Genomic DNA, 22,978 nt, shown 5'->3' with positions numbered 1-22,978 from the left:
GTTCAGTTTTCCAAATACTTTTTTTGGTAACTCCAAGATACAAATGGAAGTTGCAAAAAATACTTCAAGCGTTTAGAAAAGGATATATTAACAGAAGGGCTCCAGATCCAACCTACAACTTTAAAGTAGATCCACAGTAGATACAGGTAGTAATAACTGTTAAACTTTTTTGGGCGATATGTTGCCAGAATTTTAAATATATAATCAAAATGGTTGCGAAGTTCTGATTCCAGCGAATGATTCCTTTTATTCATCCCTCCCTGGATCTCTACTCCTCTTTTAACTATAGGTTGTGTTTTGAAGGCGATATATTCATCCTCTTTGAGAACATCTTTTAACTTAAAAGCAAAAGAATGTTCATCTTGGGATTTAACCCGAGTATCCCAAAGCCCTTCTACTCTCTTCAACACAGATCTTCTGAGAGAAGCATTTGTCCCGTGTAGCCAATCTACATTGTCTACATCTTGGTCATACCTGGCATAGGTATAAGGGGTATTCAGAAAAGAGTATGACATACACCGTTTTGCAATAAACCAATCGGGCAAGATATATGGATTCTCTTCTCCCCCGGCCCTCACATGACGTCCTGTAAACCCTGCTAATTGGGGATCTTCATAGGCGTTCTCATGTTGCCGTATCCACGTTTTAGATAGTGGCAGGTCATCATCATCAATAAGAATAATGATCTCCCCTTCTGCCGCACTAACACCCACATTCCGAGCTTTTGGACCACCTAGAGGCTTTCTTTTAATAAGATTAATACACTCATTATTACAGAGCGTAAGTACTTTATCCCAATACGGTCCTGAAGGGTCCGGAGATTGTTCTACAACAACTATTTCATAGCTGTCATGCTTCTGTTCCAGTAAGACTTCCAGTAACTCGGAAAGGGCTTCCGCTCTGTTAATAGATCGTACAACAACTGAAACCCGTGGACTCATTAGAATAAAATCTAGGCTGATACCTTTTTACGAAGCGTTTTCAGCAGATGAGCGTATCCCTTCTTCTTAATTATATTCTGGAACTGGCGTCGATACGAACCGGCCGTTGATACATCATCTATAATAATATCAGTAACGACCCATTCTTTAGAAGTTTTGTCATATGCCATTTTATACGTTACAGGAGTTCGTACTCGTTTGAGCTGGGCAAGAGTTTCTACCACCGCCGAATCACCCTCAACCTCAATCTGTTCATATTTAACATCCGCCCGATAGATGTCTAAATTCTTCAACGAATGATCGCGTATAACGGTAGAAAAAAGATCTACAAATTCATCCTTTTCTTCTTTTGAAAGATCATTATACGTGTCCTGCAAGGCATACCGAGCCATTGCATGGTAGTCTATAATGCCATTAATAATATCTTTTAATTCATCACGCTGTTTTTGCGTGTACTCTGTGCCCTTTGGCCCCACAAGTTTTTTCACTTGTGTATTACGCTTTTCTAAAAGTTCTTTAATTGTTGAACTATTCTTTTGAGCAAATCCATTTACCGGTTGAACTATTTGTGCTCCTATAATAAAAGCAACCAGAACAAAGCTATACTTTACAAATTTCATACGCATTGTTACTTATTATTTATTATTTCCATTATCGGGAGACCGGACTTTCGGTACAATGCTGCCATATTTTTGTTGAATTCAAAAATCTCACGCTTCAATTTTACCCGAAGCTCCAGTTCCTTTTTCATGGCATCAACCAAGTCTTTGGTATCTCCCATATCCATATCATAATCTAATTGTTCCTGCCGTAACCACTTTTTACTGGTCACAAAAGCATTGTCTGTTCGTTCAACCTTCATTTTTGAAAGTGAGGCATTTTTATAAGCCTGATTTATTTCAAGAACTATACCATCAACGGCTGCATCTTTCAAAAATTTTGCTTGACGTTGTTTTATTTTCCCTTTCTCCAGATCTGTTTTCATACTAAAGAAATCAAGATTCTGCCGAATACCTATTCCAAAGGAAGCCGAAGCATAATTTGAATTGTTAATAATAAAAGGATTGCTCTGCCGTGGGCGATTTGGTGTATTTGCAAAACTTCCGGTTAAGCCCAAGAATAAAGATGGGTAGTTTTTCTGTTTCAAGGCTTTTACCCCAAATTTTGCGGCCTCTATACCAGCATCTATGGCTTCAACCTCTGCCCTTTCCGAAAGCGCATTTGAACGGTAATACCCTATCTCTTTAAGTCCTCTTGGAACAGGATCTAAAAAGTAAGTATCAGGTATATATACCGTATTCTCATCAGCTTGCAACACATAGTTCCAGATGCGTTGCGTCATAGCAGCTTCTTCACGCACTTCGGCCGCCCGAATTTTAAATTCCTCTTTATAAACTTCGAATTTAAATACATCAGACTCATCAATCTCTGAGTCTTCTTGTTTCTCTTTATCTTTTATCTGTTTATCAATTTTTTCGATCTTTTTTTCTGCTTCTTCCAGTAAATACAATATCTCACTGGTTAACAGATAACTCTGATACAGTTCAAAGAGCTTAAGGCGTAGATCTGACTCTTTCTTATTAAATTGTTCTCGCGCTGCTACAGCTGCAGACTGTGCTGCTTTAACAGTATTTTTAAGGGCGCCCCACGAAAATAGCGGTTGTATGGCTTTAACTTCAGCACGGGTAAAGACCGCCCAATTTTCCCAGTCGTTCTCCAGGTTAGGATCAAGGTAGTACTCATTTTCTGAAAGATTGGGATCATTACTCTTTACCCCCGGAACAACCCCATGCTGTGTGTTAAGCTCAAATCTAGGGAGATAACGATTCGATTTCGCCTGATCGATACGGTTGTCTGCGAGCTTCACTTTTTGATGTTCGTAATCCAGCTCTCCGGAATTTTTAATGCCTCGTTCGATGAAGTTCTTTATAGATACCTGTACCGTATCCTTTTGGCTATACCCAATAATTGGCAAGCAAAGCAATAATGCTAAAAAAGCGAGCAGTGAGGTTTTCATGATTTAAATCATCTTATAAAAACAGGTGAAATACTATCAACGCAAAGAGATAATATATATTAAAAAAATAGCCCCTTCTGTTTGAGAAGGGGCCATATTTATCAATGCGGAGGGAGAGGGATTCGAACCCCCGAGACCCAAAAGGGCCTGCCGGTTTTCAAGACCGGTGCATTCAACCGCTCTGCCATCCCTCCAATAAGTCAATAATTAAACTATGCTTCTTCTAGCGCCTGGGCTCCAGAAATAATCTCTGAGATCTCAGTAGTAATTGCACTTTGTCGTGCACGGTTGTACTCGAGCTGTAGATCTTCTTTCATCTCCTGAGCATTCTCAGTGGCATTATCCATCGCTGTCATACGAGCACCTTGCTCTGCAGCGTTCGACTCAAGGATAGCCTTCCACAGTTGCAAATTCAAGTGCAAAGGCAATAATTTTTTAAGAATTTTATCAGCACTGGGTTCGAAGATATATTCGGTTTCTTGCTGACTGTCCTCGGTATCTTCTACTAACGTATCAGGCTGAATTGGCAATAATGTTTCAACCAATCTATTCTGGGCAATTACAGACTTAAATTCGTTAAAAACCAGATTAACCTCATCAAAAGTTCCAGATTTGAAATCGCTAATAACAGATTTCATTATCTTGGTTGCTTTTGGAAATTCAATATTATCCCAAAAGCCCGGATATTCGAATTTAACTTTGTAATCACGTTTACCAAAATATTTTGTTGCCTGTCGCCCAATGCATATCAAAGACAGGTTTCCTGACTTTTGATATTCACTGTAGTTCTCTTTTATTTCCGCTTCGGCAACTTTAAACAAGTTGTTATTAAACCCACCACAAAGTCCACGATCCGAACCAACAATAATAAACAGTACATTATCAGTTGAATCGGGTTGATCTAACAGCACATTATCATCATTGGAATTTTCAACCATTCGCCCTACTACTTCCTTCATTTTGGAAGCATAGGGACGGGTTTCAATAATGCGATCTTGTGCCTTACGCAATTTGGCAGCCGCTACCATTTTCATGGCACGCGTAATCTGCTGCGTATTTTTAATGGATTCAATACGGGTTCGTATGTCACGAAGATTCGCCATGGATTACGCTTCCTCTTCTTCTGTAGCGTTCATCTGTTCAATTATCGTACTTGCGACTTTAAGCAGTTTTTCACCGAAGTCATCGCCGAGTTCTCCGGAGTCACCCAATTCAGAAAGTTCTTTGTCGAACTTAGCATGGATTGTTTCAAGATACTCCTGCTCAAACTCTTGGACCTGATCAACTTTTAGCTCATCAAGTAATCCTTCACTATTGGTTTTGAGCAGTGCAATTTGGTCTTCAACAGGTCTCGGTTGGTAAATATCCTGTTTTAGGAGTTCCACCGTACGCTCACCACGCTTCAGCTGACGCTGAGTGGCAGGATCCAAGTCAGAACCAAACTTAGCAAAAGCTTCAAGTTCACGGTACTGTGCTAAGTCAAGCTTCATAGTACCCGACAATTTGTTCATTGACTTAACCTGTGCCGAACCACCAACACGCGATACCGAAGTCCCTACATCAATAGCAGGTCGAACACCAGAATTAAACAGGTCGGTATCAAGGAAAATTTGACCGTCGGTAATTGAAATAACGTTTGTTGGAATATAAGCAGAAACATCACCGGCCTGTGTTTCAATAATAGGAAGTGCCGTTAATGACCCTCCACCCTTAACCATCGGTTTCAGCTGCTCGGGCACGTTATTCATCTGCTGTGCAATCTCATCGTCATCAATAATTTTAGCAGCACGTTCCAGCAGACGGCTGTGTAGATAGAAGACGTCACCAGGATATGCTTCACGCCCAGGAGGTCGCTTCAGTAGCAGTGAAAGCTCACGATACGCAACAGCCTGCTTAGAAAGGTCATCAAAAATCACGAGTGCATGTCGACCAGTATCACGGAAGTACTCACCAATAGCTGCCCCGGCAAAAGGAGCGATAAATCGCATTGGCGCCGTAGCACTTGCAGGTGCCGAAACGATAGTTGAATAATCAATTGCATCGTTTTCCTCAAGCGCCTTAGCAATACCTGCTACAGTAGATCCCTTTTGACCCACAGCAACATAGATACAATGTACCGGCTTTTCAGTATCCTGCGTTTCTTTCTGGTTGATAATAGTATCAACAGCAACAGAAGTTTTACCGGTTTGACGGTCACCGATAATCAACTCACGCTGACCTCGGCCGATAGGGATAAGAGAGTCAATAGCCTTAATCCCTGTTTGAAGCGGTTCCTTAACCGGCTCACGAAAAATTACCCCGGGTGCTTTTCTTTCCAGGGGAATTCGGATGGTATCACCTGAAATCGGCCCTTTACCATCGAGAGGGCGGCCGAGTGGATCAATTACACGACCCAACAATCCGTCCCCTACATTGATAGAGGCAATATCTTTGGTTCTACGAACAGTATCACCTTCCTCAACAGCACTGGTAGGACCAAAAAGCACCACCCCAACGTTGTCTTCTTCAAGGTTTAATACCATTCCACGAACAGATTTCCCTTCTTCATCTTTTGAATCAGGAAGGTCAACAAGCTCACCGGCCTGTACTTTAGACAACCCATATACGCGGGCAATACCGTCCCCTACCTCAAGGACTGTTCCCACATCATAGGTATCTGCCTCGTTATCGAAGCCGGAAAGTTGTTTTCGTAATATTGCTGAAACTTCGTCTGGTCTAACTTGACTCATTGGTTCAAATGTGATTTAAAAAACGTATTAATTTGCTATTCAACAGTTGTTAATAACGACTCTTCTAGCTCTTCGAGCTGATGTTTAACCGTACCATCTATGACAGTATCGTCAATCCTGATGGCCATACCACCTTTTAGATCCTCATCTACGATGACATCCATTTCAACTGTTTTTTGTGTTTTGTCTTCAAGCTCATTGTGAAGATTTGACTTTTGATCATCAGTCAAACTTCTTGCAACAAACACATCTACAGTAATAATGCCGGCAAACTCTTTATATTTCTCTATAAAAGCCACTGCAATTTGATCCAACAAGTTTATCCGATCTTTTTTTGCCAACAGCTTCATAAAAAGCTTTGTTGGATCTGTAAGATCCTCAAAAAAGAGTTTCTCGAGTGCCCCAATCTTATCATCAAAATTGATGACGGGACTCTTTAAAAATACTACCAGTTCTCGAGATCCCTCGAGGGTGTTGTGAACAAATTGAATATCCTCCAGGATCTGCTGTACCTCATCTCGCTCTTCAGCGAGTTCTAGCAGAGCTGTAGCATATCGTCGTGCTGCTTTTGTTGTAGGCATCTACCTTAGTTTTTAGAGAGGTCGTTAATAAAGCTATTTACCAGCTTATTATTTTTCTGTTCGTCCAATTCAGAATCAATAATTTTTGATGCAGATTCCACAGCCAATCGAGCAACTTCGTCTCGAAGTTCCATCATGGCACGCTTCTTTTCCTGCTCAATACTTTTACGAGCATTTTCGATCATTTGCTCAGCTTCTTCCTTGGATTTCTCAATGCGTTCTGCACGGAGCATCTCAGCTTCTTCAATGGCTTCCTTACGTATCTGCTGAGCTTTCTTCTCAGCTTCGCGCAATGCCTTTTCATTATCTTTGGAGACCTGCTCTGCACGCTTTAGAGCCTTTTCTGCAGATTCTAATGAATCTTTGATACGACTCTCGCGCTCCTGCAGTGAATCCATAATGAGTGGCACAGCGTACTTCCCCATAACTGCAAGGAAAATCACCATACTTATAAGAACCCATATTGCGAAACCGCTGTTAAATGAGAGGAGTCCTCCTCCGCCTGCTAAAAATAGCATCATGGTGTGTTTTGTGTCTTATTATTTATGAAATATCGACTTAGCCACCAATTCCGAGAGCGAGAAGAATACACACAATAGCACCGATCAGAGCTACACCCTCAATAAGAGCAGCGGTCAAAATCATTGCGCCACGAATGTCACCAGAAGCTTCAGGTTGACGAGCGATACTTTCTGTAGCACTTTTACCAATCATTCCGATACCGATTCCGGCACCAACTGCTACAATTCCTGCTCCGATTCCTGCTGCTAATAAACCCATAGTAATTTACCTGTTGTGTTTAGTTGTTGTTTAGATTAAGTAAGTAGTAGAAGTAAAAATGAATTAAGCATGAGCCTCAATACCTTCTTCATGATGCTCGTGCTCTTCGGCTGCCATCCCAATAAATACCGCAGAAAGCAGCGCGAAAATATAAGCTTGTAACAGACCCACAAAAGCCTTCAATATATACAGGACAGCTGTGAGGGGTACTGAAAAGAAACTAACTCCGATGCCCGCAATCGAACCAAAGATATCAGCAAAGATAAATATGAGTCCGAGAATACAGATGATCATAATCTTTCCTGACAACATGTTCGCAAACAAACGGACGGCAAGCGCAAAAGGCTTAGTAAAGAGTCCAATAATTTCGATAGGTGTTAAAATAATACGCATTAATGGAGGCACACCCGGGAACCAAAAAACGTGTTCCCAATGATCCTTAGAGCCGTTCCACTGAGTAATTACAAATGTAATAAAAGCAAGGATAGCAGTTACTGTAATATCTGCAGTGGCCGTCGCCCCCCATGGCAGCAAGCCAAAAAGATTCATAAAAGCGATCGAGACAAAAACAGCAAAGAGATAGGGAACAAACTTTTCGTACTTGTCATCGGGTATATTCTGCTTTGCAATATCATCCCGAACAAATACAAAAGTAATTTCAAACAGATTCTGAAACCAACCTTCTGGTTCAGTTTTGCGCCCAACGCCCTTCTTGTACCTTTGAGCCATCGACACTGTGATCAACAGCGTTAAAATCAGCCCCAACCATACGTAAACAAGATGAGAAGTAATCGAAAGATCCAAAGTAACCGGAGCTCCACTCGCAGCAACAAGCGCCCCATCCTTTTTTACAAAATCGCCGGAGTTTACAGCAGCTTTTGTGCTACTATAAGCATACAAGCCGCCATCAACCAACAGAATACGCGGCAAATGAACATACCCAAACGGCGTTGAGACCTTATTATGATCTACAACCTTACCCATTACATCAATGGGAGCACCCTTAGAATCTTGTGCGGATTTTTCCGAAGCATGAGCTAACGGATTAAAAAAGAGAATCAATAAAAAAGTTACGAAAAGTCGGCGACAGGCCCTTAGCATCTAATTCTAATTATCAGTTTCTAGTATTTTGTTAATAGAAATAATCTCAATTACAGAATGGAAAATATAAGAAAATATGAAGCTAACTGTAAAATGAATTTGATGAATTTTTATTGCTTTCAAAACGACTACTAAAGCCGCTATTACGAGCAAAAATCTAAGTCCAAAAGTGAGGTAAAACTTGCGATAAAAGCTGTCGGCGCTATCTTGCCGTATCTTTTTGACTACATAATAATTGCTGCCGACAAAAATAAAGCTAACCAAATTTGCAATAATTACCAGAGCCAAGGCTTCTTTTGCGAGCATATAACCAGCGACCATCACAAAGAAGAAAGCCATTGCTGAGAGCGATAAAAACCTGTAGAGTATACCCCGAAATGTACGTGCCACCCTATTCCTAATTTAATCGATCGTTAAGCTTAAAGATAAGAATGAAAATATTTACAATCCCGACCAGGCAACCTACCAAAAGTAACCATGGGCTATAGCCGAAATAACTATCCAGCCAATAACCCAAAAAAATAGGTACAGCCAGTGCTGCTGCAATCTCTCCCCCCAGCGAGAGGTATTCCAAATAGTTGCCTGGCTTATCTTTGTTATTCAATATGTACTTAACCTATCTTTTTGTCTTTTTTGGAACTGGTATTGGGTTTTTCATCTTTTTTAATCTTCTCAGGCGTTTTCTTTGGAGAGGATAATCCATTTTCGATAGAGTTAGTGGAACTGCTTTTAAGCTCTGTATCGATATTTTCACCCATGTGGAAAGAACCATTAATCTGGGCTCCTTCTTCGGCCAGCATTGTCTTTGTATAGATATCCCCTTCAATTATAGCTGATTCACGTAAAATCAATTTATTTGATACGCGCACTTCTCCATCTACCCTACCCGCGATATCAGCATCCGCGGCACCAATATTTCCTTCAACTTTACCTGAAGATGAAACAATAACTTTTCCTTTTGCCTTTGCTTCCCCATCTAATGTACCTGCTATTCGGATATCGTTCTTCGTATCCAGAGTTCCTTCTAAACGAGTACCTTCACTGATCATGTTAACAGAAGGTAAGTTCTTACCGGACTTGTTCGAGTTCATAGATTCCGACTTTTTTTTATTGTTATTATTAAACATAAAATGATTATGACTTGATTAAATATGCGTTAGGATTTTGAGGTACGCCGTTTTTCCAAATTTCAATATGTAAATGGGGACCTGAACTCAGTACTCCTACATCCCCGGCCGTACCCAAAATATCGCCTTTCTTGACGATATCACCAATAGATTTTGATACACTTGCAGCATGCTTATAGACTGTAATTATACCATTGCTATGTTGGAGGTGTAATACGAATCCATAATTCACCGTCCAGTCTTGGTTTACAATAGCCCCATCGGCAATGGCTTTAAACTCCGTACCTTTTTTGGTAGCTATATCTATACCATAATGACCACTTTTCGGATTATATCCCCGAGTAGACGTTCCATCAATGGGATAACCAGTGGGAAATTCGGGCATGCTATCAAAAATTTTTGAGAAAATGATATCGTCCTGCGATAACATTCCATCTATTGATACATCAGAAAAGGATTCAGGTTCCCAACTTTCTGATTTTACCTGCCCCCCAACAGCATTATAATCCTGCGAAACAGAAAAAGAAGTATCCACCCCACCGGCAATCACCTGCTGCATCTCCGACAACTGGGTATCACGGGCATCCAATGAATCCTGTAGGGCTTCCACTTTTTTTGACACCTTTATAACCCGTTCCCGAAGCTGGGCATCTTCCCTATTATATAGTAAGGTACTAAGGGGCGTAAACATCACCAGCAGTAAAGTAATGATACATACCCCTACTAAGGCTCCATAAAAAAGCTGCCAAAGGTGCGAGGGTTTAAAATGATAGGATGTTGACGACTCGGGTTCATCATCATCAAAAAGGACAAATGTTAAGTCCCTGTCTTGATTTTTAAAAAGCCGCTTTAAGAATTCAAACATGCGAAATTACTACTGGATTATGCTTCAGGAGTAGGGCCCCGGTAATTGAATGGCACATCGATATCGTCATCTTCAGAAATAGTTCCATTTTCTTTTTCGTAGCGAGTAATATTTTCGGAAAGCGCATTTACCAATCGTTTAGCATGATCGGGGGTCAACACCATCCGCTTAACTACCTTGGCCTTTGGGGCTCCCGGCATTACAGAGATAAAATCCAAAATAAATTCCGAAGGCGAGTGCGAAATCATCACTAAATTAGAGTACGTACCGCTGGCCTCTTCTTCCGGCAGTTCTATTTGAATTTGTCCTTGTTGTAGATCCTGTGTTTGATCTGACATAATAATACTATTCTTCCTTCAAATTAGTGTAAACTTATTCAGCATCAGAATCCAGAAATCCATGTTCCTTCATCCATTCATCATTGAAAATTTTGGAAACATAACGTGTTCCACTGTCTGGTAAAATAATAACCATAAGATCATCTTCTCCAAATTCATTATTACGGGCATATTCAAGCGCCCCATGAACAGCCGCCCCGCACGAGCCTCCTACAAAAAGTCCTTCTTCCTCGGCAAGAGCACGGGTCGTTAAGAAAGCATCTTTATCGGAAATCTGCATCACATCATCCAGCTGATCGAAATCCATATTTTCAGGGATAATATCTTCCCCGATTCCTTCCGTCAAATAGGAGTGGATTTCGTCTTTATCGAACTCACCGGTCTCAAAATACTTCTTATATACCGAGCCTTCGCTATCAACTCCTACCGTTTTTATATCTTCATTTTGCTCTTTCAGATATCGGGAAGTCCCTGAAATAGTTCCGCCCGTCCCCATTCCAGCCACATAGTGTGTTATTTTGCCTTCCGTTTGGTCCCATATTTCAGGCCCTGTAGTCTCATAATGTGCCTGCGCGTTACTGGGGTTATCATATTGGTTGGGATAATATGAGTTCGGAATCTCTTCACTCAATCGTTTAGCTACTGAGTAATAGCTTTTCGGATCGTCCGGTTCCACATCTGTTGGACAAACCTTTACCTCAGCTCCAAGAGCACGAAGCAGGTCAATTTTTGATTTACTCTGCTTATCCGTGGTAGTGAAAATGCAATCATATCCTTTTATAACAGCGGCAAGAGCTAACCCCATCCCTGTATTGCCGGAGGTTCCTTCTATAATAGTTCCTCCCGGCTCTATAAGTCCTTTCTCCTCCGCGTCTTCAATCATCTTAATCCCAATACGATCTTTGACACTCTGTCCGGGATTAAAATATTCTACTTTTACAAGAATAGTACCGGGAATATCATCGGCAATATTATTTAACTTTACCAGTGGAGTATTGCCGATGGTTTCTAGAATTGAATTATAATACATTAAGGACTTTTATCGTGCTTTTGAGGTAACATTAAAATTTTATCAGACCCGAAATATAGGAATTTTGTTCTATCTACCCGAATAAAGATCTGGATTTGCTTTCAAATGGCTATGAGATAGTTTTTTCTAAAATTCACTTTATTGGAACAACCAACTCTGTTATCTTCTGTTTAAATAAATTTAAGCCAATTTAATATCATGTTTGTAGAACAAGTAAAGCCCAAAGATTTTGACTGTGGATATAATCTGGACCGAATGATCGCTTCTCTTCCTCGTATTGAAGATGAAGATGAGCGCATTGAATACGCCGAACGTGCCGTCGGTCTTATTAAACAGAGTCATCCAAACTGGGTTGACGAAAATAATGAAAGTCCTGAAGCCTGGGAACATTTCTTTGAACTGGCCGACTACGATCCAAATGAATATGGAATTTACAATCCTTTTGAGGAATAATCATTGCTAAAATCCGGGCACACCAAGCTGTTGCGCCCGGTTCCTTTCTTTAAAATAGCAAAACCCTTTTTTGTTGTGGTAATTTGCTAAAAATATATTCTCAAGGGGAACCCCTCTTTCTTCACTTTTTGATTGGGAGACAGTAAAGCTAATAGTGGCAGTCATTATTTTCTGCGCTTACATCGTTCATCTTTCGCCGGCAAAATCCCGGTGCCCTATTAAAATTCTAATACACTGAAATTTATTGTTCCCTTTTACGGCTTTAGAAATACTCCCTGCCAAGCCTCATTTCAGATACAAAAGTAATTAGTCTTCAATAATTCTGATGAGAGTTATTGATAAGAGGGCTTTGCAAAACCTTTGATTTCGTCATTCTGAGCCTGTCAAAGAATCTCCAGTATCCATCTGCTGCCGTTGAAAGGGAGATCCTTCATTACATTCAGGATGACTGCCTGGTTTTGCAAAGGTCCTTGATAAATGAAATAACAAATACCTTGTAAACGTCCGGCTAAAGATCACACAAAAATAATGTGGCGATATTATGGAAAAACGAATTTTCAATTTATATTGAAAGTTATGAAAGCAACTGTGCAAGAATGATACCATTTCATGGCTAACGTTCCATTATCTAATATAGACTTCTACCACAAACACGATACTCCGGATCCCCAAACCGGTAATCTTCGTGCTTTTCTGTCTCAATTGTTCCAAGATTCTGAAGCACAATATGCCTCTTTTAGCTTCACTCTCGATGCCATAGATCCACTGGCCTATCTTGAGATGTGTTGGAATCAAGATCAGTTTCAGTTTTATTGGGAAAAACCGACTGACGAATTAGCAATTGCAGCGGGGGGATCGGTAAAACATCTTTCTGCAGAGGGCTCCGGAAGGTTCAATGCTGTTAGTAAAGCTATTCAAACTACCCAACAACTAAGCCGGGAATATTCCTCGGTGCCCCACCCCTATTCAGGTATGATGTTCTTAGGTGGGTTTTCTTTCTTTAATAACATCTCTGATGGCGTGTGGAATGATTTTGATCCCGCTTCTTTTACAATTCCCGAATGGACTATCATACAGGACGGTAAATTTAATTTAGTGACGTTTTCAGTAGAACTTTCGTTGTTTGAAACTGCCCGTGATCTGCACCAGCATTTGATCGACAGGTTTGATGCTATTCGCAAAAGCTGTCGCATGGACAAAAAACTTAATGGACAAGAAACGCCCCCCTCTTTTACCCAGGATATCTCGCTTTCAGATATTAAAAATGGAGAATACGAGCAGTGGACTTCCACAGTCACAAAAGCCACTGATTTAATTGCTGATAATAACTTTGATAAGATTGTAATAGCTCGAAAGATATCGATCCCCAGACGAGATAACACGCCCCCTACACAGGTATTAAACAGCCTTAGAAAACGATATCAAAACTGTTCCAGTTTCCTGTTACATCAAGGAGGTAGTACATTTTTAGGATCATCACCCGAACGTCTTGGTTCATTTCGAAGTCGTCTTTTTCTTACAGAAGCACTGGCCGGAAGTATTCACCGGGGGCAAACTGAATCTGAGGATACCCAACTGGGCCAACATCTTGCTAAAAGCAAAAAGGATCAAAGTGAACATAATTTTGTGATCAAGGATATCGAAGAGCGGCTCATTCCTTTTGCCATTGACTTCTATCGCAGCCCCAAACCAGAGATTAAAAAGCTGACCAATGTTCAGCATCTCTATACTCCCATTCGCGCACACCTAGAAGAAGAGGCCGAAGTACTGAATGTTATTGGCCAGTTACACCCTACCCCCGCGGTGGGTGGATATCCCTGGAAAGATGCAGCACCTTATCTTGATGAGCTCGAAAATTTTAACCGCGGTTGGTATGCAAGTCCTATCGGATGGATAAACAGTAAAGGAATGGGCGAATTTGCTGTTGGTATCCGCAGTGGATTACTAACCCAAAAAGAAGCACATTTTTTTGCGGGATGCGGTATCGTAGCAGATTCCAATCCCGCACACGAATGGGAAGAAACAAATCTTAAATTGAAGCCTATGCTGTCAGCCCTGCATTATGACTAGCCCCAACCACGGAAACCTTGCCTTCAACTGGACCACCACTTTTTTTAGAAAACTTCAACAACTTGGGGTACAACACCTTGTTATATCACCGGGCTCTCGCTCTACTCCGCTTACCCTTGCTGCTGCAGCTAACGATCATTTCCAAAAACATGTGATCCTGGATGAACGATCTGCTGCTTTTACTGCCCTTGGTATTGGCAAAGCAACAGATACACCGGCAGTCTTAATATGTACTTCCGGCACTGCTTTGGCCAACTACTATCCTGCGGTTATCGAAGCCTGCCAAAGTGGGATCCCTATGATTTTAGCTACCGCCGACCGCCCACCGAATCGAAGAGCTACCGGGGCTAATCAGGCTATTGACCAACTTAAAATTTTTGGGGATTACCCGGTCTTTTTCCACGAAGTTGGGGAACCTAGGGATAGCGAAGAAGACATCAGCAGACTTAAGATAGTTGCCCAACAGGCTTTTGAATTTAGTAAGACAAAACGGGGACCGGTTCATCTAAACTTTCCCTTCCGAAAACCGTTGGAGCCCGGCATTGAATTTCTTCAGAAGATACAAGACCAAAACAGAGAGCCTGCTACTTCAGATGAGGCTCTGTACAAAGAAACGCAACACCTCCCCGATCAGGCAATTGAAAAAATATCGGAAGCTCAAAAACCACTCATTGTTGTAGGCCCTTTAGCTCCCGGTGATGACACTCATTCCATCAAAAAATTAGCTACCCAATTAAATTGTCCTGTCCTCATTGAAAGCACCATCGACAGTGTTCAGGTTATAAAGCGGTTTTCGGGATTTCTTCGAAATGAACATCTTATCAGTAACCTGGAGCCGGACCTCATTCTTCGATTCGGCTTTCAGCCTACTTCAAAGGCTATAGAGTTAGGTCTCAATCATTGGAGCCCGGACAATCATTATCACTTTTCCAGTACTGACAGCTGGCAAGATGAAACTTTTTCCGGGGCTACCCATATTCCATGGTATGGTCGTTCCATTTCAACAGCTGCGTTCCAGCTAGACCGTAGTGATCAATGGATCAACAAGTGGAAAGAAGTTGCATCTAAGTACCAAGAGTATGTAGATGACCATATTACGAATGAGAACACTCTGACTGATGGGCATATTTACCATCACCTTAGCCCGCAGATAACAGCAGAGCAGTTCATCACTGTTTCCAACTCTTTTCCAGCTCGTGATATCAACCTATTTGGCAAACAACCTTCATCAGCACCTCTGTTTTTAAATCGTGGTGCCAGCGGTATCGATGGACTAACCTCTACCGCTCTGGGGATTTCTATGTCATTAAATAAAGCCGGGGTATTATTCACGGGAGATCTTGCTTTTTTACATGACAGCAACGCCTTGCTCAATCAGCAAAAAATAGAGCATCCCCTGGTTATCGTTGTTATCAATAATTCCGGTGGATCCATCTTCCGTATGCTGCCTGTTGAAAGACATGAAAAATATTTTGAAGACTATTTTGAAACCCCACAAAACGCTGATATCAAGACACTGGCAGCGGCACATGATATCCCCTGCCATACTATCGACAGCCTATCATCACTTCATGATTTTAATCTGTCCGAATGGATGCAGATAAACAGCGGGCTTTCTGTGGTAGAATGTAAAACAGATGCCGATGCTTCTATGAAACTCAGAAAAAAGCTCTGGGATTACTCCTGATGCAAAAGGTAGAAATCAATAACGTAAACTATGCCTACAAGCTGCACCAGCAGAATAAGCATCTGCCTTATTTACTTATGCTGCACGGATTTATGGGCAGCCAACAAGTTTTTAAACACCTAATTGATGAGCTGAGAAGCTACTGTAATCCTATTACTATTGACCTGCTGGGGCATGGTGCAAGTAGTAAACCTCAGCAATCCGCCCGATATAACGAAGACCAACAAATTGAGGACTTATTAAGATTTATAGACCAGCTCAATATAGCTCCACCTTTGCTCTATGGATACAGTATGGGTGGTCGCCTGGCTTTAAAAACTGCTCTGACCTCTCCCCCTAGCTTTAGCGGTCTTATCCTTGAAAGTACAAATTGCGGCATTTCTGATGCAGCTAAAAGAAAAGAGCGTAAGAAAGTCGATAAGCAGCGTGCAAAAATGATTGAACAAGATTTTCAGACCTTTCTTGCAAACTGGTCTAACCTAGATCTTTTTCAATCTCCCGTAGCAGTTGATACGGATTTACAAGAAAACTATCACCAGATCCAATCGAGACAAACCCCCTCTGCCCTGACAGCTTCTTTGAAGGGATTTGGTGCCGGTTCAATGACACCGGTTTGTGCCGACCTTCATAAATGGAATAAACCGGTACTGCTGTTGGCCGGTACAGCAGATGATAAATACCAGCAGATCAACAACAATTTGGTTGATCAATTTCCCAATGCTACCTTTTCATCTATCGAAGCCGGACACCGAGTACATCTTGATAATCCTTTGATGCTTCTTAATGAGATCACTCCATTTATCTCCAACTTTAATTAGCCTACATAAACTATTTACTACCAAACACTGAATATCCTATTATGAACTGGAAAACCGTCAACGAATACGAAGATATTACCTTTAAAAAGTCTAATGGCGTAGCACGTATTGCTATTAACCGACCTGAAATCCGTAATGCATTTCGCCCAAAAACTCTCTTTGAACTGCAGGACGCTTTTCTTGATGTACGAGAAGACTCTAACATCGGCGTTGTGTTGCTTACCGGAGAAGGACCTTCGCCCAAAGATGGGAAATGGGCCTTTTGCTCCGGCGGCGACCAGAATGTCCGCGGCAAGGCCGGTTATAAGGATGATGCCGGAACCCCTCGGCTCAATGTATTGGACCTGCAACGCATGATCCGCTTCATGGGCAAGGTCGTTATCGCAGTAGTGCCGGGTTGGGCCGTAGGCGGCGGACACAGCCTGCATGTGGTCTGCGATCTTACTCTTGCCAGTAAAGAACATGCAATATTCAAACAAACCGATGCCGATGTTGCCAGTTTTGACGGTGGATTTGGCTCTGCCCTGTTGGCACGTCAAGTGGGACAAAAGAAAGCACGAGAAATTTTCTTCCTTGGTCGCGACTATTCAGCCCAGGAAGCTTTTGAGATGGGGATGGTTAATAAAGTAGTGCCCCATGATGAACTGGAAGAAACGGCTTACCAGTGGGCGCAGGAGATCCTGGAGAAAAGTCCGACCGCCATTCGTATGATCAAATATGCCTTTAATTTAGTGGACGACGGCATGGTGGGTCAGCAGGTTTTCTCAGGAGAAGCCACCCGCTTGGCCTATATGACCGATGAAGCCACTGAAGGACGTGATGCCTTCCTCGAAAAGCGCAAACCGAACTGGGACGACTATCCCTGGATTGGATAAAGAATAGGTTTCCTCCCTGGCAGACCCTAAATCTGCCGGGGATTTTACCTTTAATCCATATCAATTATCTGCTGAATTCCCTTCCTCTTTTAAAAGCTTAACAAGCTTCCTCATCTCTTGGGTTTGTTCTGCCTGATCTCTCGCAATTGTGTTTATTTTTGATCCCATCCATAAAAAATAGCCCACTACAAGAAGCGTTGGTAACAATCCAACAATCAACATAATTATCATTTCCATTCCGCCAAATGATCCCATCATACTTTTTTTATTTAATTAAGGTTCTCTGTTTACAAATAAACTAATACTTAACTTCTAAATAACATATTTATACATAGTCGGACAAACCTTTTTTAATCCTTTCAAAAACTATTCTCTTCTTATAGCTTCCACCGGCGTTAGTTTTGCTGCACGCATCGCCGGGTATGTCCCAAATACGATACCAATAACAACTGCAAGAATAGCAATAATACCCATCGTCGATGCCGAAAAACCGGCCTCAAAAGGTACATCAACGATAAGTTTTACAACAGGTACTGCAGCCATCGCAACCAAGGCTCCTATAATCAGCCCCAAAAAACTCCCGAAGAAATCTCCGCATTCCATTCGCGAGGACAAATAGGTTTTGCAAAGCCCTCTACAAATAAAAAAGGCCTGCCGCATTCGACAGACCTTGGAATTACATCTATGGTTGTAGTTATTTAGACAACCATAATTTTATTATCAACACTTACTACGCCCGGTGTATAGAGGGCTGAATCAAAGGCAGCATTCTTGGCTTTGGATGTCTCAACAGTACCTTCTAAGGTAACATTACCATCTTCAACACGGACGTTGACATCATCGGCAAAGATATGAACATTTCGTTCAAGGGCATTGATAATGTCTTTGGCGATCGATTCGTCCATGTAATCACCGGTTGGTACTACGCCAAGGTTATTCGTAACGCCAATAACACCGGACAGTTCAAGTACCTCATTTTTGGCATGTATCTTCTCCCAATATGCATCTACGGTACCTTCTAAGGTGACCCAACCCTGATTAACATCCACGTCGATCTTATAGGATTTGAGATCCCCATCCAATGCTAAGGCCGTAACTACATTATCTTCTATCTGCTTATCTGTAGGTACCGTTTCAGTATCGGGAAATTCAATATTTAACTCATTTTTAACCGTTGATACTCCTTCCACCAAGTATGCATCATTAGTAGCTGCAGACTTGGCGGTAAGAGAAGGTACTTGGCCTGAAATTGATACTTCTCCGTTGTTAACGGTAATGCTAACATCGGATGCATCAATACGGGCATCCCATTTCATTTGTTTAATTACATCCAGTTTAATGTCTTCATCCGAAGGTGTTTCTACTTGTACACTCATAATGATCAATAGCTTTTATTCCCCTTTTACCTTTAGGTTACTAAACAATTTTAAGATACCTATTGTTTCATTTTTAGCTCCTAGACGGTATTAAAGAATTTTTTAGTCCTTCAAAATAAAATTGACCTTGTTTGCCTTATATGTAGCAATAAAAAACCCTGACAGAATTCAACATTCTGTCAGGGTTAAGTTTACTTCTTAAAACATGGCAAGTCTCAGAGACTTGCCATGTTTAGACAATCGTTTTACGAGCAGCCGGTGGTTGAACCACAGGTAATGCACTTCTGACACGTTCCGTTACGGACCATCGTCATACTACCGCATTCCGGGCAAGAGTCACCGGTATAACCGAGCTCTTTAGCCTTCTCATAATCACTTTGGTAGCCGTCATCATTATCTGCAGATTGCGTAGCCGGTTCCGGCTCTGCTACAGCATCGGCCTGTCCCCCATTCTTGGTAGGATCTACACGTCGTGCTTTTTCACGAGCCTGCTCAGCCTCTTCCGATGGTCGCATTTTACGCGACATAACGTCTTCAGCAGGAACATGCGCAAGGTCATCACGACCGAGGTACGTTACGGCAAGCTCACGGAAGATGTAATCAATAACAGAAGTCGTCATCTTAACATGCGGGCTTCCGCTGACGGTACCACTGGGTTCAAACTTCGTAAATGTGAAAGCATCAACGAACTCTTCGAGCGGTACACCATGCTGTAATCCAAGAGAAATTGCAATGGCAAAACAGTTGGTGAGACTTCGGAAGGCCGCTCCTTCACGGTGCATATCGATAAAGATTTCACCGAGCTGGCCGTTTTTGTATTCTCCCGTTCTCAGGTACACGCTTTGTCCGCCAATCTTCACTTTCTGCGTATAACCATTTCGTCGGTTCGGCAGACGCTGGCGATCAGCCACATACTTGTGTATAATTTTCTCAGCGGTTTTAACCACTTCATCCTGGGCTTCGGATGTTTCTTCATCCAGATCTTCTTCATCCAGATCTTCGAAGACATCACTGAGGCTATTCAACGGCTGACTCAACTTCGAACCATCTCGATACAAGGCATTTGCTTTCAACATCAGCTCCCAAGAATCCATATAGGCATCTTTGAAGTCTTCAACCGTTGCTTCGTTAGGCAAGTTAATTGTTTTCGAAATAGCACCGGAAACAAACGGCTGTGCTGCTGCCATCATACGAATATGTCCGCCGGGCGCAATATATCGCGTTCCGATTCGTCCACAACGATTGGCACAGTCAAAGACCGGCAGGTGTTCATCTTTTAGATGCGGTGCACCTTCTACCGTCATAGTACCACAGACATAATCGTTGGCTTCCTGAATCTGCTCTTTGTTAAATCCTAGATGCTTGAGAATATCAAACTGTGGATTCGCAAGCTGTTCGTCACTCAGGCCAAGCTCTTCTTTACAGAAGTCTTCGCCCAGTGTCCACTGGTTAAAGGCAAATTTAATTTCAAAGCTGCTGGGCAGTGCTTCTTCAATAGCATCCAGCTGCTTGTCACCAAAGCCTTTTTCGCGGAGGGCCTCCTCATTAATATGCGGACAACCATCCAGCGTACCGTGACCTTTGGCGTAATCAATAATCTCCTGTCGCTCTTTAGGACTGTATCCTAAGTTTTGCAGCGCTTTAGGCACACATTGATTAATAATCTTGAAGTGTCCGCCACCGGCCAGCTTCTTGAACTTCACCAGTGCAAAGTCGGGCTCAATGCCTGTCGTATCGCAATCCATGACCAGACCGATAGTACCCGTAGGGGCAATTACCGTTACCTGGGCATTGCGATATCCGTGCTCTTTACCCATCTCTACTGCTTTATCCGAATCTTCGCGCGCTGCCTTGAGCAAATTATCCGGACATTCATTAGCATCAATACCCATCGGTTTCACCGTCAGGTCTTCGTACTCATCAGGATCCACGTTATAAGCGGCCCGTTTGTGGTTTCGTACCACCTTGAGCATGGGCTCCTTATTAGCTTCAAAACGCTCGAATGCGCCAAGCTCCTTCGCCATTTCGGCACTGGTAGCATAGGCATTCATGTGGATGATACTCATCAATCCACCGGCAATAGCGCATCCTTCATCACTGTCGTAAGGTACACCCTGAACCATCAAGGCCGCACCGAGGTTTGCAAATCCTAAACCGAGTGTACGATACTTATAAGACAGTTCGGCGATCTCTTTAGATGGGAACTGAGCCATCAGTACAGAAATTTCCAGAACCACCGTCCACAGTCGAGAAGCATTGCGAAGTGCTTCTACATCAAACTCATCACACTTGTCCGTTTTGAAATACTTCATCAGGTTCAACGACGCCAGGTTACAAGCTGTGTTGTCGAGGAACATATATTCCGAACAAGGGTTACTCCCGTTGATCGGTCCATCGTTAGGACATGTGTGCCACTCATTAATAGTGTCGTGGTACTGGGCTCCCGGGTCGGCGCACGACCAGGCAGCATGCGAGATATCGTCCCATAGCTTACGGGCCGGCATCGACTTGCAAGGCTCAGGCTCCCGCCCTTCTTCAGCCGCCTTCCGCTTCTCGGTTCTCCAATAGAGATCCCACTGATCGTCATCCTTAACGGCCTTCATAAATTTGTTGGGGATGCGAACAGAGTTATTCGAATTCTGTCCACTTACTGTACGATAAGCTTCGGAATCCCAATCAGTATCATAAGTATCAAACTCGAGATCAGTAAAGCCCTGTGCCGCTAATTGAACAACGCGTTCAATATAGTTCAGCGGAACCTGGTCTTCTTTGGCTTCTTTAATTGCTTTTCCAAGCTCTTTGTTTTTCACCGGATCACGGCTAACTGCACCATTGAAGGTACGGCCGTCAATTTCAACCGGCTTGTTACAAAGCTTGATGATTTTTTTAAGATGGCTTTCCAGGATTTTAGACCCGGCAACCATAGAAGCAACTTTCTGTTCCTCTCGAACCTTCCAGTTTATATACTCTTCAATATCCGGATGGTCCATATCAAGCGTAACCATCTTGGCTGCACGACGGGTTGTTCCGCCTGACTTAATTGCACCTGCTGCCTTATCACCAATCTTGAGGAAGCTCATTAATCCGGAAGAACGTCCGCCACCACTCAGGGGCTCTCCTTCGCCGCGAACCTTGGAGAAGTTACTTCCCGTTCCAGATCCATATTTGAAGAGCCGGGCTTCACGAACCCATAGGTCCATGATACCGCCCTCATTTACAAGATTGTCATCAATACTTTGGATAAAGCAGGCATGCGGTTGCGGATGGGAATAGGCATCATCCGAACGGGTCAGTTCACCGGTCTTTCCATCAACATAATAGTGTCCCTGCGATGGACCATTAATTCCATAGGCCCAGTGCAAACCGGTGTTAAACCATTGGGGGCTATTAGGTGCCGCCATCTGGTTGGCTAACATGTAGCAAAGCTCATCATAAAATACTTTCGCCTGTTCTTCTGAGTCAAAATAATCATGTTTCCATCCCCAGTAGGTCCAGCAGCCGGCCAAACGGTGAAACACCTGGCGACTGTCAAACTCTCCGCCATAGCGTTCTTCTTCATCAATATCTTTCATTGCCTTTTCATCGGCTTCAGAACGTTGAAGCCATTCAGGCACTCCTTTTTCTTTGACCTTTTTTGTTTTCTTTGGAACACCGGCTTTTCTAAAATACTTCTGCGCAATAACATCTGTTGAAACCTGCGACCAAGACGCCGGTACAATTACTTCATCCATTGAAAAGACCATTGAGCCATCGGGATTTTTGATCTCCGATTTACGGCTCTCAAACTTCATATCTCCAAAAGGGCTATCCCACTCTTCCTGAGTATAAAAGCGTGTAAATTTCATAAATATTCTCCGGTTACTTACAAATTATTTTGACTAGTTTGGAAGGCTTTAAATGCACTAAAAAAATCGCCACTCTCCCATCAGTTAAATATAAAGGACTGGCGCTGTGGAGCAAGTAAATTGACTAATTACTTTTCCACAAAAGGGCAAAGTTATCCACAATGAAATCAACTTCTCCCGCTCTTTTTCTTTCCATTTTGACTCAAGAAATCCACAACCTGTGGATAACTTTCCGACAACCTCTCAAAATGCCGTCTCACGAACGCCTAGTTGAATCAAGTCCATTTCAAAAGATTAAAATTTTTTAATATTTGTATAAAAAGGGGCTTTTTGCCTAAAAACCTC

The 22,978-nt window shown here is 42.3% G+C and carries 23 protein-coding genes, 1 tRNA gene and 1 pseudogene; 5 read left to right on the top strand and 20 right to left on the bottom strand.

What is annotated here, in order from left to right; genetic code table 11:
• Positions 1–2 precede the first annotated feature (2 nt).
• The 16 genes and pseudogenes from G3569_RS00800 to G3569_RS00725 all read right to left on the bottom strand — a co-directional run.
• Positions 3–941, bottom strand: coding sequence for a glycosyltransferase family 2 protein (locus G3569_RS00800; protein ID WP_165265089.1), 939 nt, complete (start codon positions 939–941; stop codon positions 3–5).
• Positions 942–952: 11 nt separating this feature from the next.
• A complete protein-coding gene (locus tag G3569_RS00795; protein ID WP_240894578.1) occupies positions 953–1,561 on the bottom strand; it encodes an MlaC/ttg2D family ABC transporter substrate-binding protein in 609 nt (202 codons plus the stop codon).
• Between the two features lie 8 nt (positions 1,562–1,569).
• Positions 1,570–2,958 (bottom strand): TolC family protein, encoded by a 1,389-nt coding sequence (locus G3569_RS00790; protein ID WP_165265085.1) that lies wholly within the window; start codon positions 2,956–2,958, stop codon positions 1,570–1,572.
• A gap of 107 nt (positions 2,959–3,065) precedes the next feature.
• Positions 3,066–3,152, bottom strand: a tRNA-Ser gene (locus tag G3569_RS00785).
• Positions 3,153–3,170: 18 nt separating this feature from the next.
• On the bottom strand, positions 3,171–4,061 hold the full coding sequence (gene atpG / locus G3569_RS00780; protein ID WP_165265083.1) for an ATP synthase F1 subunit gamma: 891 nt from the start codon (positions 4,059–4,061) through the stop codon (positions 3,171–3,173).
• Positions 4,062–4,064: 3 nt separating this feature from the next.
• Positions 4,065–5,687, bottom strand: a complete 1,623-nt coding sequence (gene atpA, locus G3569_RS00775; protein WP_165265081.1) for a F0F1 ATP synthase subunit alpha — start codon at positions 5,685–5,687, stop codon at positions 4,065–4,067.
• Between the two features lie 35 nt (positions 5,688–5,722).
• Positions 5,723–6,268, bottom strand: coding sequence for an ATP synthase F1 subunit delta (atpH, locus tag G3569_RS00770; RefSeq protein WP_165265079.1), 546 nt, complete (start codon positions 6,266–6,268; stop codon positions 5,723–5,725).
• 5 nt (positions 6,269–6,273) lie between these two features.
• Positions 6,274–6,789: a F0F1 ATP synthase subunit B gene (gene atpF, locus G3569_RS00765; protein WP_165265077.1), complete on the bottom strand. Its 516-nt coding sequence runs from the start codon at positions 6,787–6,789 to the stop codon at positions 6,274–6,276.
• A gap of 37 nt (positions 6,790–6,826) precedes the next feature.
• The gene (gene atpE, locus G3569_RS00760; RefSeq protein WP_138429350.1) at positions 6,827–7,048 is read right to left on the bottom strand and encodes an ATP synthase F0 subunit C; all 222 of its coding nucleotides are present in this window, start codon (positions 7,046–7,048) and stop codon (positions 6,827–6,829) included.
• A 63-nt stretch (positions 7,049–7,111) separates the two neighbouring features.
• Complete coding sequence (gene atpB, locus G3569_RS00755; RefSeq protein ID WP_240894577.1) at positions 7,112–8,110, bottom strand: F0F1 ATP synthase subunit A; 999 nt, start codon at positions 8,108–8,110, stop codon at positions 7,112–7,114.
• 45 nt (positions 8,111–8,155) lie between these two features.
• Positions 8,156–8,539: a hypothetical protein gene (locus tag G3569_RS00750; protein ID WP_165265073.1), complete on the bottom strand. Its 384-nt coding sequence runs from the start codon at positions 8,537–8,539 to the stop codon at positions 8,156–8,158.
• 7 nt (positions 8,540–8,546) lie between these two features.
• Positions 8,547–8,753, bottom strand: coding sequence for an AtpZ/AtpI family protein (locus tag G3569_RS00745; RefSeq protein ID WP_205719967.1), 207 nt, complete (start codon positions 8,751–8,753; stop codon positions 8,547–8,549).
• Positions 8,754–8,760: 7 nt separating this feature from the next.
• Positions 8,761–9,240, bottom strand: a complete 480-nt coding sequence (locus G3569_RS00740; RefSeq protein ID WP_165265071.1) for a bactofilin family protein — start codon at positions 9,238–9,240, stop codon at positions 8,761–8,763.
• A 43-nt stretch (positions 9,241–9,283) separates the two neighbouring features.
• Positions 9,284–10,141 (bottom strand): M23 family metallopeptidase, encoded by an 858-nt coding sequence (locus tag G3569_RS00735; protein WP_165265069.1) that lies wholly within the window; start codon positions 10,139–10,141, stop codon positions 9,284–9,286.
• 17 nt (positions 10,142–10,158) lie between these two features.
• Positions 10,159–10,479 (bottom strand): DUF3467 domain-containing protein, encoded by a 321-nt coding sequence (locus tag G3569_RS00730; protein ID WP_165265067.1) that lies wholly within the window; start codon positions 10,477–10,479, stop codon positions 10,159–10,161.
• A gap of 43 nt (positions 10,480–10,522) precedes the next feature.
• Positions 10,523–11,509, bottom strand: a pseudogene (locus G3569_RS00725) (PLP-dependent cysteine synthase family protein); the annotation flags it as partial.
• A 198-nt stretch (positions 11,510–11,707) separates the two neighbouring features.
• Here G3569_RS00725 and G3569_RS00720 point away from each other — a divergent pair.
• The 5 genes from G3569_RS00720 to G3569_RS00700 all read left to right on the top strand — a co-directional run bounded on the left by G3569_RS00720 (position 11,708) and on the right by G3569_RS00700 (position 17,412).
• Complete coding sequence (locus G3569_RS00720) at positions 11,708–11,962, top strand: DUF4290 domain-containing protein (RefSeq protein ID WP_165265063.1); 255 nt, start codon at positions 11,708–11,710, stop codon at positions 11,960–11,962.
• Positions 11,963–12,571: 609 nt separating this feature from the next.
• The gene (locus G3569_RS00715; RefSeq protein ID WP_165265061.1) at positions 12,572–14,032 is read left to right on the top strand and encodes an isochorismate synthase; all 1,461 of its coding nucleotides are present in this window, start codon (positions 12,572–12,574) and stop codon (positions 14,030–14,032) included.
• Positions 14,025–15,719: a 2-succinyl-5-enolpyruvyl-6-hydroxy-3-cyclohexene-1-carboxylic-acid synthase gene (gene menD, locus G3569_RS00710; protein WP_165265059.1), complete on the top strand. Its 1,695-nt coding sequence runs from the start codon at positions 14,025–14,027 to the stop codon at positions 15,717–15,719. The genes G3569_RS00715 and menD overlap by 8 nt, the downstream gene beginning before the upstream one ends.
• A complete protein-coding gene (gene menH / locus G3569_RS00705; RefSeq protein ID WP_165265057.1) occupies positions 15,719–16,537 on the top strand; it encodes a 2-succinyl-6-hydroxy-2,4-cyclohexadiene-1-carboxylate synthase in 819 nt (272 codons plus the stop codon). The genes menD and menH overlap by 1 nt, the downstream gene beginning before the upstream one ends.
• Positions 16,538–16,578: 41 nt before the next feature.
• Positions 16,579–17,412, top strand: a complete 834-nt coding sequence (locus tag G3569_RS00700) for a 1,4-dihydroxy-2-naphthoyl-CoA synthase (RefSeq protein WP_165265055.1) — start codon at positions 16,579–16,581, stop codon at positions 17,410–17,412.
• 60 nt (positions 17,413–17,472) lie between these two features.
• Here G3569_RS00700 and G3569_RS00695 read toward each other — a convergent pair whose 3' ends face one another.
• The 4 genes from G3569_RS00695 to G3569_RS00680 all read right to left on the bottom strand — a co-directional run bounded on the left by G3569_RS00695 (position 17,473) and on the right by G3569_RS00680 (position 22,633).
• Entirely contained in the window at positions 17,473–17,670 is a 198-nt protein-coding gene (locus G3569_RS00695; RefSeq protein WP_165265053.1) for a PepSY domain-containing protein, read from the bottom strand.
• 108 nt (positions 17,671–17,778) lie between these two features.
• Positions 17,779–18,015, bottom strand: coding sequence for an ABC transporter permease (locus G3569_RS00690; protein WP_165265051.1), 237 nt, complete (start codon positions 18,013–18,015; stop codon positions 17,779–17,781).
• Between the two features lie 95 nt (positions 18,016–18,110).
• Positions 18,111–18,788: a BON domain-containing protein gene (locus G3569_RS00685; protein WP_165265049.1), complete on the bottom strand. Its 678-nt coding sequence runs from the start codon at positions 18,786–18,788 to the stop codon at positions 18,111–18,113.
• A 245-nt stretch (positions 18,789–19,033) separates the two neighbouring features.
• Positions 19,034–22,633 carry a vitamin B12-dependent ribonucleotide reductase gene (locus G3569_RS00680; RefSeq protein WP_165265047.1) on the bottom strand — a complete coding sequence of 1,200 codons (3,600 nt, stop codon included), beginning with the start codon at positions 22,631–22,633 and terminating at the stop codon, positions 19,034–19,036.
• Between the last annotated feature and the right edge of the window lie 345 nt (positions 22,634–22,978).

This window comes from Fodinibius halophilus (assembly GCF_011059105.1).
Classification (GTDB): domain Bacteria; phylum Bacteroidota; class Rhodothermia; order Balneolales; family Balneolaceae; genus Fodinibius; species Fodinibius halophilus.
This window is presented reverse-complemented; position numbering and strand designations above follow the sequence as displayed.